The organism is Bradyrhizobium sp. HKCCYLRH2047, from assembly GCF_051168175.1.
Taxonomy (GTDB): domain Bacteria; phylum Pseudomonadota; class Alphaproteobacteria; order Rhizobiales; family Xanthobacteraceae; genus Bradyrhizobium.
On sequence record NZ_JBNPUM010000015.1, the window covers coordinates 31,996 to 44,644 of the forward strand.

Here is a 12,649-nt window from a genome sequence, read left to right on the forward strand (position 1 = left end):
CTCTTTCCACACGTCATTGCGAGCGCAGCGACGGAGCAAGCGGGATTATCGGAGCCTTAGCCGATAAAGCCGACGATCATTCGCCAGCCGGCGCCTTACGCTTCGGCGGCGGCCAGCGTCTCGGTCTCGAGGAAATGCTCGGCCGCCAGCAGGCCGCTCAGCAGCAGGTCGCGGGCGCCGCGCAGCGAGCGCAGGGCGCGATTGAACTCGATGCCCGTCGACACCAGACCACGCAGCACGGCCGGATTGCGGGCGACGCCGCGCAGGATCATCGGCAGGTCGATGTCGCCATTCGGCTTGATGGCGTCCTTGGCGAGCGACGGGAGGGTGCGATGGGCGGGATCGGAGATCACCCGCAGCGCCGCGAACGGCAGCCCGTACTCGGCGGCATAGGCGGCAGCGATGTGGCTCTCCATGTCGACCGCGGCCGCGCCGGTCTTCATGCGCAGCGCCGCCTTGCGGGCCTGCGCCACCACCACCTCTTCGGCGCCGGCGAGCACGCCGCGCACGACGCGGCGCTTCTTCAGGGCGGCGCGGGCGATGTGCTCCTCGCGCAGCGACAGGCCCGACAGCCAGCGGGCATCGCCGGCGGTCACCTCGGTGGCGACGACGATGTCGCCGGCCTTGAGGCTCGGATCGAGGCCACCGGCCACGCCGAAGCTGACGACGCCGCGGATCGAGGTCGGATCGAACACGGTGAGCAGCGAGCGCAACTGTCTGGGGTCGCTCGAGCTGCAGATCACCATCATGCCGGGCCCGGCAGCAATCCGGGCCTCCTGCACCAAGCCCGTCACGACCAAGACCGGCCGCGGATCAATCGGGCGATCCGCGGACGTGTCGTCCCCCATCCCCAACTTCACAATCCGACCCCTGACACCTTCTCGGACGTCGCGTGATCCGACGTCTCCGTCTCTTGTTCCAAAGCCTCAGCCGCGGCGGCGCCAGAGCGGAAAGACCTTAACAAACCGAGGATTACGCAGAAAATTTCCACGAGGAAACCCCGTTTGCGCCGCACTGCACCCGCACCCGATGCGTTTTTTGCCGGGTGTTGCCATTTGGCCCCGCCGACCCCTGTTCCGCCCTGGAACAGATCGCGTCAGCGCCTCCAGGCGTTGAACTTTAAGCAAGAACTACGCCACGAAAATGTGAGACTCGGGGCGGGGGGCGGCGTGACGGCGCGGCCGGATTCGGCAGCCCTGCGCCCGTCAGCCGTGCCCGAGCAGGAGATTCGCGGCGCGGTCGCCGGAGCGCACCGAGCCTTCGATGGTTGCTGGCAGGCCGGTATCGGTCCAGTCCCCCGCCAGAGCGAGATTGCCGAACGCCGTCTTCACTCCGGGCCGGAGCGCGTTCTGCTCCGGCGTCGCCTCGAAGGTGGCGCGACGCTCGCGCACGATCTGCCACGGCGGCAGCTCGCCCGAGATCCCGGCGGCCTTGCAGACGTCGGCCCAGATCGCGGCGGCGAGTTCCTCGCGCGGCATGTCGACCAGGCGATCGCCATTGCTGATGGTGACCGAGAGCCGCTGCGGGAAGGCGAACAGCCACTCGACCAGGCCGCCGACCACTCCGAGCAGAGCTGGTGCATCGCGCGGCGGCGTGATGCGGAAATGGGCATTGACGATGGCACGATATTTCGTCGGCCCCGTGAGTCCCGGCAGCAGCGCCATCGCCGGCCGCGGCGGCACGGCGAGCACCACGACGTCGGAGGGACCGAGCGCGACGGTTTCATCACCGCCGAACCTGAGCCCGGTGACGCGACCGCCTGCATTGTCGAGGCCGCGCAGCTCGCGGCCGATCCGGACGCTGCCGCCCTTGCCTTCCAGGAATTTCACGGCCGGATCGATCAGCACGCCCGACAACCCGTCGCGCGCGATCAGCGGCCGGCAGGCCTGACCGCCGGCCAACAGCGTCTCGCGGACGATGGCGCCGGCGAGCCCCGCCGAGCCCTCCGGCGGATCGCAGTTCAGCGCCGCGAGCAGCAGCGGCTGCACCAGCCGGTCGTACAGCGCGCCCTTGCAGGGAATCGTGCTGCCGATGGTCTTGGACGTGCCGGCCCAAATCAGCGGCGACAATGCGAGATAGTCGCCGAGCTTGGTATCCGGCACGCGGCGGCCCTCGTCGAACACCCACAGCGGCAGCCGGCCGTTGCCGAGATCGAGCAGCCAGCGCTGGCCGCTCCGGATGTCGACGAATGCGAACTGCGCCTTCTCCGGCCCGACCAGCCCCGCTTCCGAGCCGATCGCACGGGCATAGGACAGCACGTGATGATTGGCCGACAGCAGCAGATGGTTGCCGTTGTCGATCACCAGGTCGGTCGCGGCGTCGTAATAGGACCGGCAGCGGCCGCCGAGCTGCTGCGTGGCCTCGTGGACGTGCACGATGTAGCCCGCGTTGGCGAGCCGCACGCCGGCGGAAAGGCCGGACACGCCGGCGCCGATGATGTGAGCTGTCTTCTGCATCAGATGATTGCGTAACGGAGGATGATGCCGATCTTCGTGAGCTTGCTCACGCGGACGGGCTCGCGCGGCAGCGCGAAGCCGCGTTCGAGCAGGAGGTCGAACACGGCGCGATAATATTTCGACATGATCCGCGGCGCCCGCACGGCGCGCCGACGATTTCGCCGCATGATCTCGTCGGCCTTCTCGAAATGCGTCTTGGCCCTGACCGCTACCGAGTTGCAGACCTTGGGCAGCGCCCGCTCCTGCATCACCTTGACCGGATCGTCGCTGGTGATGCCGGCGAACAGCAGCGCCTCGCGCGGCAGGTAGAGCCGGCCGATGCCGGCATCCTCGTCGATGTCGCGCAGGATGTTGGTGAGCTGCAGCGCGCGGCCGAGATGGTGCGCGAGCAGGATGCCGTCCTCCTCGGGCATGCCGAAGATGCGCACCGAGAGGCGGCCGACCGCGCTCGCCACGCGGTCGCAATAAAGGTCGAGCGTGGCGAGATCGGGCGCGCGGATCTCCGCCGGCACGTCCATCTCCATGCCGTCGATGATGGCGAGGAAGTCCTCGCGCTTCAGTCCGAAGGTCTTCACCGACGCGACATAGTCGCGCAGCCGCGGCGGCGGGTTGCCCTGGTACAGCGCGTCGATGTCGTCGCGCCATTTCTGCAGCGCTGCCAGCCGCTCGGGCCGCGGGCCGTCGGAATCGGCGATGTCGTCGACCTCGCGGCAGAAGCTGTAGACCTGGAACATCGCATCGCGCTGGGCGCGCGGCAGGATGCGCATGGCGGCATAGAACGAGCTGCCGGAGGCCGCCGTGCCGTGATCGACGTTATCCGCGGTCGCCTCGAGGGTCATGCGCCGGCTGCCGATTTGGTCTGGGGATGACGCCCGGCCACGCGGCGGCCGATCTCGCCCATCACCGAGGTGAAGGTGAGACCGAGCATGCCGATGGGCGACAGGTGCACGCGCTCGCTCAGCGGATCGCGCACCTTCAGCAACGCCACGATGCGGTCGGCGAAGGCCTGGATCACGGCGATCTCCAGTCCGAAGCGGAAATCCTTGACGCCGCTGTTGAGGTCCCTGCCCTCCTCGAGCAGCGCCGCATTGCGGACGGCGAGCTTCTGCAGGCAGCTCAAGAGCTGCGGCGACGATTTGGCTGCGCCGAGCATCTCGACCGTGGCGCCGGCTTCGGCCAGCGCGTCACGCGGCAGATAGACGCGGTTGAGCGCCTTGTAGTCCTTGCCGCAGTCCTGCAGGTGGTTGTTGATCTGAAGGCCGGCGCAGATCGCGTCCGAGGCCGGCCAGGTCGCGGTGGACTCGCCGTGCACATCGAGCATGAAGCGGCCGACCGGCATCGCCGAATAGCGGCAGTAGTGGATGACCTCGTCCCAGTTCTCGTAGCGCAGCTTGGTCACGTCCATCCGGAAGGCAACCAGCAGATCGAGCGCGTGCCGGGGCGACATGCCGCGCCCGGCGAGCGCCCGGCGCAGGCTGACGGCGACGTCCTGGGTCTCGCCCGTTCCCGTCAGCTCAGCCTCGAGCAGGTCGAGCAGCCGCAGCTTCTCGTCGCCCGGCAGGCTCGGATGGTCGGCGATGTCGTCGGCGGTGCGCACGAAATTGTAGAAGGCGAGGATCAGCGCCCGATGCTCAGGACGGATGATCCACGACGCCACCGGAAAGTTCTCGTCCCGGTGTGTCTTGCCGGATCGCAAATCGCTCGCGGTGGTCATGGACGAAACAGCTATCAGGTTGAAGGGGCGCTACCGAAAACAATGCCCGCCGCTTCGCTCATGCGAACGGATTGCTCGCCCCCCATATAGGCGAAGATCCCGCCAAAACCAATGCAATCGATGTCGGGCAGCCCATAGAAGCGAACCGCCGTCCTGCCCCGAGGGGGCGGGCCGGCGGTCGTTAACCAAGAGAGTTCGGAAACAACCGTTCCGAACGGCAACCGCTTACTGGTTGTGGGTCTTCAGCACCTGATCGCAGGCCGAGCTGATCTTGGGGCGGTTCTCCTTGAGGCACGCCAGAATCGTGAAGTCACCCTGATCGATGACCGCACGGCAGAACTTCTGAACGTCACGCGTGCAGGCCGCCTGCTCTTCGGGCGTGCCGCCGCGGCCTTGCGCGAACGCACCGGTGGAAACGGACACCGACGACAGCAGGGAAAGTGCCAGGAAAATCTTACGCATCGTGTTCCTTCATTTTGACAGCAGAGGAGACCTCCCGGATCGCCGATGCTGCCCGGGAAACACCTGTTTGGTTTGGCAAGGACCGCAAGCCCCCCAGCGCCGGAGGTACGCTGCCAAATGCGGCCAAATTTGCGCCCTATGATCCCGAGCGGATCAAGCTCGGAGATCACAGCTTTGGCACAAACAAGGCGTTGATACTAGGGCGTTATTCTCGGAACACGTTTTTCGCATTTGGCTGTTGCAAGCATGCCGCGCGGACCGTTAGATGCGGGCGCCGTCGAGGCGGCTTGCGTGCAGCCGTCTTGCGAGGACGACCATTCGGCGCCGACCGGTCGCACGGTATCGGCGGGCATCATGGCATCCGGTCGCAGCGCCCGACCGGCCGTCATTTGAACCTAACCTTCGGCGAGAACACCAAGTGTTCGAAGCGGCGGCATACGCCGACACAGCGGTGTCATTTTGGATGGGAAACTCGATATGAAACTGTTCGGCTCACCTTTCTCTGGGCACGTCGTCAAGGCCGCCGGTCTCGGAGCGGCACTGTTCGTGGCGGCGACCGCAGTTCACGCTCAGTCGGGCCCGTTCGCCGGCTTCGACGGCTCGTGGTCGGGCAACGGCACGGTCGCGCTGTCGGACGGCACCACCGAGCGCATCCGCTGCAAGGCCAGCTACAAGGTGGCCGGCGCCAATCTGAAGCAGAGCCTGCAATGCGCCAGCGACAGCTACAAGTTCCTCCTGTCCAGTGACGTCACCAGCCAGGGCGACCGCATCTCCGGCAACTGGAGCGAATCCAGCCGCAACGTGAACGGCGAGCTGCAGGGCACCGCCGGCAACGGCCAGATCGACGTGTTCGTGCAGGCCGCCGGCTTCGCCGCCAGCATCACCCTGCGGACCAGCGGCAACAAGCAGGTCGTGCAGATCTCCTCCAAGGGCGAGATTCGCGGCGTCAACATCACGATGTCGAAGACCTGATCTTTGGACCGGAGCGCGTCGCGCGCTCACGGGCAGTCGAATGCGCAAACGGCCCTGACAATGTCAGGGCCGTTTTGTTTTGCGGTGCTTCCGCAGCCGTCGGATACGAATGAGACCCACCGTCGTCGTCGCCCGGCTTGCCGCCTTCGCTCACGCTTCGGCACGCCCCCGAGGTGTTTAGCCGCGTCGAAGCCGAAGGCGCAGACAGGACCGGGCGCCCAGTGTTCCAGAGGCTGTCGTAGTTGAACCGATAGGCCACGGCGTACTGGATCACCCGCTTTCGCGGGTATAACGGCCCTGGTTTACGCAACAGCCTGGGCTAGAGCGGCTTGCGCTTGAGCTTCTGCGACAGGTTGATCAGGAACATCGCGGTCGGGCGGAGGATGAAGAGATCGGCGAACAGCGCCGCCACCATCGAGAACGCGCTGAGCCAACCGAACAGCCGCAGCGACGGCAGATCCGAGAACACGGTGACGACCAGGCCGCAGGCCAGCACCACGGTGGTGAGGATCAGCGCCGGTCCGACCAGCACGGTGGCCCGCTCCACGGCGACTGCGGCACTGACGCCGGGCGCGCTCTCCATCCGCAGCCGGTTCAGGAAGTGGATGGTGGCCGACAGGCCGAGGCCGAAGGAGACCGTGAGCGCCACCACGCTGGCGAATTGCAGCCCCTCCCCCATTGCCCACAGCACGGTCCCCGACATCACGACAGGGAAGATGCCGGGCAGGATGCAGGCGAGCATGACGACCCAGGACCGGAAGGCCAGCCCGATGAACATCGCCACCAGCGCGAACTCGATCGTCAGCCCATGGTTGAGCTTTTCGATCATGCCGGCCGAGTTGCGCGCGGCGATGGCGGCGAGACCGGTAACGGCGATTTCATAGCCGGGATGCTTCTTTCTCACCGCATCGAGCTCGTGGTCGAGCTTGTCGACCACCGGCAGCAGCTGGCTGGAGTCGACATCCGGCACACGGCCGGCGACCACCACCGCATCCTGCTCCTTGTCGATGAAGCGGCGCACCAGATGCTCGGGGATCAGATTGACGTATTCCTGCAGGGTCGCGGTATCCGACGAGCCGGCCTTCTCGGCCAGCCAGCGCCGGAGCGTCTCGACCGACCAGACGTTGCCGACACCCGCGGTCTTCTCGACCGTGGCATGGACGTCGGCGATGGTCTGCAGGGTCTCCGGGGCATAGAGCGAGGCGCCCTTCGGAAACTGGATGAGCACGTTGACCGGATTGGCGCCGGTCAGCTTGGCATCGAGCCGGTTGCTCGCCGCAACCGCCTGCTGCTTGTCCGGCACCTGGTCGGCGAGGCGATAGCGCGGCTCAAGGGTCGAATACACCACCGCGAGCGAGCCGACGAACAGCACCGCGATCAGGCTGAACAGGCCGGGACGGCCGACCATGCGCACCGCGATCCAGTAGCAGAAATTGCGCAGCGCCTGGACGCCGGCGTCGGCGCCCTGGAATTTGACCGCGAACGTCTTCTCGTTCCGCACCAGCAGCACGCCGAACACCGGCACCAGCGACAGCACCGCGACCAGCGCGATGATGGTGGCGGCGAGCCCCGCCTCGCCGAACTTGCGGATCAGGTCGCTGTCGGAGAACTGCAGGGCGATGAAGGAAATGCCGGCGGTGGCGTGGGTCAGGACGCAAGCCGGGCCGACGACCAGCACGGCGTTCTTGAACGCCGTCACCTTGTCCTGCCCCGCGATCAGGCGGTCGCGAGCGGCGAAGGTGAGCTGCATCGAATCGGAGAAGCTGATGACCATGATGAGCGGCGTCATCACGTTCAGGAACATGTTGAGATTGAAATTGGCCCACCCGAGCGCGCCGAGCGCGAGCATGATCGCGATCAGCGGCGGAAACGCCGCCGCGATCATGAACGAGACCTTGCGGAAGAAGATGATGGCGATGACGCAGCCGGCGAGAATGCCGAGAATGTTGTAGGTTAGCCCGTCACGCTCCACCGCGTTGCGGATCTCGAGCTGCATGACCGGCACGCCGGAAAGCTGGACATTCAGGCCGGTGTCGCCGAGGTCCTCCGCCATCAGCTTCCGGATGTCGCCCACCACCTTCCCGAGATCGTTCGAGGCGACCACCTTGGGCTCGAGCGACAGCACGATCAGGGCCAGCGTGCCGTCCTCCGACAACAGCTTGCCACGGATGATCTCGTTGGACTTCACCGTTTCGATGAACTTGTCGTAGGCCTCGCCCTCCGGCAGATCCGACGGAAACAGCGCGGCCGGCAGCTTGCCGGGCGCCGGCGCCTGACGGGCCGAGAACAGCGACACCAGGCCCCGGGTGCCCTCGACCAGTTGCAGGTCGGTCACGAAGTCACGAAGCTTCTCGAGGTTTTGGCGGGCCAGCAGGGTCTTGCCCTCGACCACGACGAGGACGTCGAATTCCTCGGCCGGGAACTTCTTCGTCACCTCCTCGTACTGGTGGAATTCCTTGCTGTCGGAGCGAAACAGCTGGCTGAGCGAATCGTCGATCTGGATGCGCTTGATGCCGAACACCGCCGCCACGATGAGAACGAGCAGGACGACGCAGGAGAAGATCGGCGCCTTGACCGCGAGGAGGCCGAGCCGCTCGATGCCAAAGGCGATGCTGTCGGCCGGCCGGTGCTCGACCTTCTCGACATGGACTTCGTTGTCGTGCCTGACTTCCAGCATGCGGTGTCCAGTGGTTGGGGCGCGGCCCAATTCGGAAGGCCTGAGCGCATAGGGCAGAAATAAGGCCGCTCAGCGAAGCAGAGATGACCGCATTGTGGCCCCGCAGCCGAAGCTAATCCTTGAAAACACGTGAAAATTCGTCGAGGCGGTCTAGCAGGGTTCACTCCCCGGCCGCAACCATGCGCGGCCACACAAGACGGCGAGCCGCGACGGCTTCCGATCACGCCACGATTCTGCCGTGCTTGAAAAGAGGTGGACGGCCCCGACGGACGCGGGGCTCGAAACCTGAACGACTCAAGGACCGGTATCCGACTGAGCCGTCCTTGCCGGAGCAGGCCGCGGCGCCGGCGAGCGCCCCGCTGCCCTCCCCCGGCGAGGCCATCACCCCGCAGGAAGGGCGGCCTCGCGCAGCCGGATCGAGTAGTTCGACGCGTTCTGATGCCCGCGCGAGGCGGCGCGCGCAAACATGATGAGGTGATGCGCGATCAGCGTCACGGCGATGAAATTCTCGATCTCGCCGCGCTTGAGCTGGCTCCAGGCAAAGCGCCAGAACGGCCGCTTGTAGTCGCCGAGCACGCCCACCTTCCAGAAGATCTTGCCCATCATGACCAGGCCGCGCCTGACGTTCGGCCAGCTCTTCATCTCGTCGCTGACCGGCACCTCGATGCGGTTGGCGTAGGTGGTGTCGCATTGGTGCTTGTAGCGCGCGAACAGCCGCTCCGGCTCATAGGCCACCTCCATGCAGCGCCGCCACGCCGTGACCACCTCGTCATAGGGCATCAGGAATTTCACGTTGGAGTCGCGACCGTCGTCGTGGACCAGCCTGCCCTCGCGCTCGAGGCGATCCCACAGGGGCGTCTTCGGGAGCGCCTGCAGCAGATTGATCGTGAGCAGCGGGATCCGGCTCTCCTCGACGAACTGCAGCAGCGCGTCCGCGGTCTGCGGCGTGTCGGTGTCCAGCCCCATGATGATACCGGAGACGACCTCCATGCCGTAGCTGTTGATGGTCCTGATCCCCTCCAGGATCGGCACCATCATGTTGTGATCCTTCTGCATGGCCGTCAGCGCATCCGGATCGGGCGTCTCGATGCCGCAGAAGATGGTGATGAAATAGGCCTCGCGCATCTTCTCCAGGATCTCGGGCCGCTTGGCGATGTTGAGCGTGGCCTCGCAGGCGAGCCGCATCACATAGCCGGTGCGCTTCTGCCATTCGATCAGATGCGGCAGCAGCTCCGTCGCGGCTTTGCGGTTGCCGATGAAATTGTCGTCGACGAAATAGACCGAGCCGGTGACGCCGCATTCCCTGAGCTTGTCGAGCTCGGCGATGATCTGCTGCGGCGACTTGATGCGCGGGTTGCGCCCATAGAGGCCGGGGATGTCGCAGAACTCGCATTGATAGGGACAGCCGCTGGAATACTGGATACTGCCGAGAAAGTACTTCTTCACCTCGGCGAGCTCATAGGCCGGCACCGGGAAATCGGTCATCGCCACCCGCTCGCTGGTCCGCAGCACGACCTGCTGCGCAGGCCGTGACGGATCCCGCGCCAGCCGCGCGATCAGCTCGTCGGTCGCATCGCCAAGCTCGCCGACATGCAGATAGTCGAAGCTCGGATAGTAGTCCGGGCAGGCGCTGACCGAAGGGCCGCCGAGCGCGACCGGCAGGTCGAACGCGTGCGCCCGCTGGCAGATGTCGTTCATCTGCTGACGCTGGATGTGCATGCCGCTGACGAACACCGCTTCGGCCCAGGAGAAATCCTCGTCCCGCGCCGGGCGGATGTTCTCGTCGATGAAGCGCACCTGCCAGGAGCTTGGAAGATAGGCCGCGATCAGCAGCAGCCCCTGCGGCGGCATGAAGGCCTGGATGCCGTCGGTGAGCGGATAGGCATGCTCGAAGGTTCCGAACGACGAGGTGTAGCGCGGAAACACACAGAGAATGCGACGTACCGTTTCGATGCCCTCGAATCTCATCGACTGCCCCTCGCGACAACCCGCTAACTGGTTACCTTACGGCCGAAGACAAGGCTTCGCCACCCCTTCCGGAAAAGTTGAGGTGCGATCGAGTTTTCCGCTCCTGTCGCAAGGCGCGACGTCCCCGCCGCGTGCCCGATGCTCACGCTGCCAGGCATGATCAGACGCGACCTGATGAGGCGACCTGATCCAATGTATCGCAATACGGATGGCGGAATGCGACGGGCGATCCAAGGTTCCAATCAGATGGATCATCGATCGGTCGAGCGCGACGACCGCTCCCGCCTGTCTCCGATCGGCGACCAATTGCTGAGCGCGCGTGCGCGCGGTCACTGGTTTGCAATGCATTTGCAAGGGAACGAGGGGCCTCGAAAGGGCGCATGCCCTCCGTAGTCGACCGGACGCCCCGGCGCCCGCCCCTGCTGCGGAGCACCAACTAATCGATTGAAACGCCAAGCAAAGTACGCTGTGGTTGTATAATACTGACGGTGTCCACTTAACGCTTTCTCCATGAAGGTTTTGCATAACTATTAACAATCAAGCGCCTCCTCCGTCGCAGCAAAAACTCGCGGTGTCTCACCTCATGACCTCACGCCCGACGTCAACGAAGACGGCCACGCGCCGATCCATCGCAGTCAAGCTCTATGCAATCTTCGCGTTGTTTGCGCTATTGACCGCCGCAATCACCTGGCTGTCCGACTACAACTCGCGGCGGGCCACGGAGCTCATCAAAGCCATCGAGACGGCCAATCTCGCCGCTCACAACGTTCAGCTGGTCAACGGCCTCGTCTATGCCGTCGTGATGGAGTCGCGTGGCGTCTACATGTCGACAGATCCGGCCGTCGTGAAGCAATACGGCAACGGCTTGCTCAAATTCAACGCCGAGATTCTGAAGGTCGTCGACAAGTGGCAGGCGATCGTACAGGCCGACGACGCCCAGCAATTCGCAACTTTCAAGAAGCGGATCGAGCAATTCGTCGAATTCCGCGCCGAACTGGTCCGCCGCGCCAATGAAATCAGCCCGGCTGCGGGACGCGAGTGGGGCGACAACGACGCCAATCGCTCCGTGCGCAAGGCGCTCAACACGGACCTCGAAGCGCTGTCCAAAGTCTATGTCGAGCGCGGAGGAAAGATCGCCGAGAAAGCGGCGCTGAACAACAAGCTCTCGCTCATGCTGACAGGCCTTGGCGGCTTGATGTTGGTTCTGGTCGCAGCCGGCGTGGTGATCATCGCTCGCTCGATCGCTCGGCCGCTGTCTCAGATCACCGAGACGATCCGCCAGGTCGCCACCGGCGCCGAGAACGTCGAAGTGCCGTATGCCGGGCGCGCCGACGAGGTCGGCGAGCTGGCCCGCGCCATCGGCGTGTTCCAGCAGGCGATGGCCCACAACCGCGACCTCAATGTCCAGGTCTCGCAGGACTCCGAAATCCGCGAAGCCCGGGCCCGCCACATCGAAACCGCGGTCGAGGAATTTCGCACCGCAATCGGCAGCGTGATGCGGACCGTCACCGAGAACGCCGCCGCGATGCGCGCCACCGCCGAGGCGATCACACGGCTGACGGCGGACGCCAACGAGCGCGCGGTCACCGCAGCCGGCGCGACGTCGCAGGCCTCGACCAACGTTTCCGCCGTCGCGAGCGCCGCCGAGGAGTTGTCGACGTCCGTCGAGGAGATCGGCCGGCAGATCCGGCAGTCGGCCGGCGCCGTCGAGCAGACCGGCCAACGCACCGAGAAGTCGGTCACGGAGATCGAGGGCCTTGCCGCCGCCACCCAGCGCATCGACGGCGTATTGACCCTGATCCAGACCATCGCCGAGCAGACCAACCTCCTCGCTCTGAATGCGACCATCGAGGCCGCCCGCGCCGGCGAGGCCGGCCGCGGCTTTGCCGTCGTCGCTCACGAGGTCAAGGCGCTGGCCGGGCAGACGGCCAAGGCGACCGAGGAGATCAGCCAGAACGTCGGCCTGATCCAGGCCTCGACCAAGACCGCGGTCGACGCGGTCCGCGAGATCGGCCAGGCGGTCCGCGGCATCAACGAGATCACCTCGAACATCTCCAATGCCATCCAGCAGCAGGACCAGGCGACGCGGGAGATCTCGACCAACGCGCAGTCGACCGCCCAGGGCAACCAGACGCTGGTCATGAACATCGGCTCGCTCCGCGACGCCATCAGTGAGACCTCGACGGCCGCCGCCTCCGTCCTGTCGGCGTCCGGCGACCTCAACGCGACCGCGCAGACGCTCGCCAACGAGGTCGAGAAGTTCTTTCAGAACCTGCGCTCGGGTCCGTCCGCGGAGATGCGGCTGCGCAAGGCGAGCTGACCGGGGCGAGCCCTCGGTTGCGGAAATCGCCCCCCGCAAGACGTGATCCGTTCCGACACCGGAACCGTTTCTTGGTTTTT

9 protein-coding genes are annotated in these 12,649 nt (G+C 65.5%); 2 read left to right on the forward strand and 7 right to left on the reverse strand.

The window, feature by feature from the left end; genetic code table 11:
- Nucleotides 1–95: 95 nt before the first annotated feature.
- From ACQR1D_RS27850 to ACQR1D_RS27870, 5 genes are all read right to left on the reverse strand, one after another.
- Nucleotides 96–860 (reverse strand): phosphorylase, encoded by a 765-nt coding sequence (locus ACQR1D_RS27850; RefSeq protein WP_410051994.1) that lies wholly within the window; start codon nt 858–860, stop codon nt 96–98.
- Between the two features lie 345 nt (nt 861–1,205).
- Nucleotides 1,206–2,456 carry a hydroxysqualene dehydroxylase HpnE gene (hpnE, locus tag ACQR1D_RS27855; RefSeq protein ID WP_316183367.1) on the reverse strand — a complete coding sequence of 417 codons (1,251 nt, stop codon included), beginning with the start codon at nt 2,454–2,456 and terminating at the stop codon, nt 1,206–1,208.
- The gene (hpnD, locus tag ACQR1D_RS27860; RefSeq protein WP_315801263.1) at nt 2,456–3,295 is read right to left on the reverse strand and encodes a presqualene diphosphate synthase HpnD; all 840 of its coding nucleotides are present in this window, start codon (nt 3,293–3,295) and stop codon (nt 2,456–2,458) included. The genes hpnE and hpnD overlap by 1 nt, the downstream gene beginning before the upstream one ends.
- Nucleotides 3,292–4,170 carry a squalene synthase HpnC gene (gene hpnC / locus ACQR1D_RS27865; RefSeq protein ID WP_315801264.1) on the reverse strand — a complete coding sequence of 293 codons (879 nt, stop codon included), beginning with the start codon at nt 4,168–4,170 and terminating at the stop codon, nt 3,292–3,294. The genes hpnD and hpnC overlap by 4 nt, the downstream gene beginning before the upstream one ends.
- 225 nt (nt 4,171–4,395) lie before the next feature.
- Nucleotides 4,396–4,632 carry a hypothetical protein gene (locus ACQR1D_RS27870; RefSeq protein ID WP_315801265.1) on the reverse strand — a complete coding sequence of 79 codons (237 nt, stop codon included), beginning with the start codon at nt 4,630–4,632 and terminating at the stop codon, nt 4,396–4,398.
- Between the two features lie 477 nt (nt 4,633–5,109).
- Between ACQR1D_RS27870 and ACQR1D_RS27875 the strand changes: the two genes are divergently transcribed.
- Nucleotides 5,110–5,604, forward strand: coding sequence for a hypothetical protein (locus tag ACQR1D_RS27875; RefSeq protein ID WP_316183366.1), 495 nt, complete (start codon nt 5,110–5,112; stop codon nt 5,602–5,604).
- 319 nt (nt 5,605–5,923) lie between these two features.
- On the opposite strand, the gene ACQR1D_RS27880 is transcribed toward ACQR1D_RS27875, so the two are convergent.
- Together ACQR1D_RS27880 and ACQR1D_RS27885 are read right to left on the reverse strand one after the other, a co-directional pair.
- Nucleotides 5,924–8,281, reverse strand: coding sequence for an efflux RND transporter permease subunit (locus ACQR1D_RS27880; RefSeq protein WP_316183365.1), 2,358 nt, complete (start codon nt 8,279–8,281; stop codon nt 5,924–5,926).
- Between the two features lie 381 nt (nt 8,282–8,662).
- Nucleotides 8,663–10,249, reverse strand: a complete 1,587-nt coding sequence (locus ACQR1D_RS27885; protein ID WP_316183364.1) for a B12-binding domain-containing radical SAM protein — start codon at nt 10,247–10,249, stop codon at nt 8,663–8,665.
- Nucleotides 10,250–10,832: 583 nt separating this feature from the next.
- On the opposite strand from ACQR1D_RS27885, the gene ACQR1D_RS27890 reads away from it, so the two are divergent.
- Nucleotides 10,833–12,569 carry a methyl-accepting chemotaxis protein gene (locus ACQR1D_RS27890; RefSeq protein ID WP_316183363.1) on the forward strand — a complete coding sequence of 579 codons (1,737 nt, stop codon included), beginning with the start codon at nt 10,833–10,835 and terminating at the stop codon, nt 12,567–12,569.
- Nucleotides 12,570–12,649: the final 80 nt, after the last annotated feature.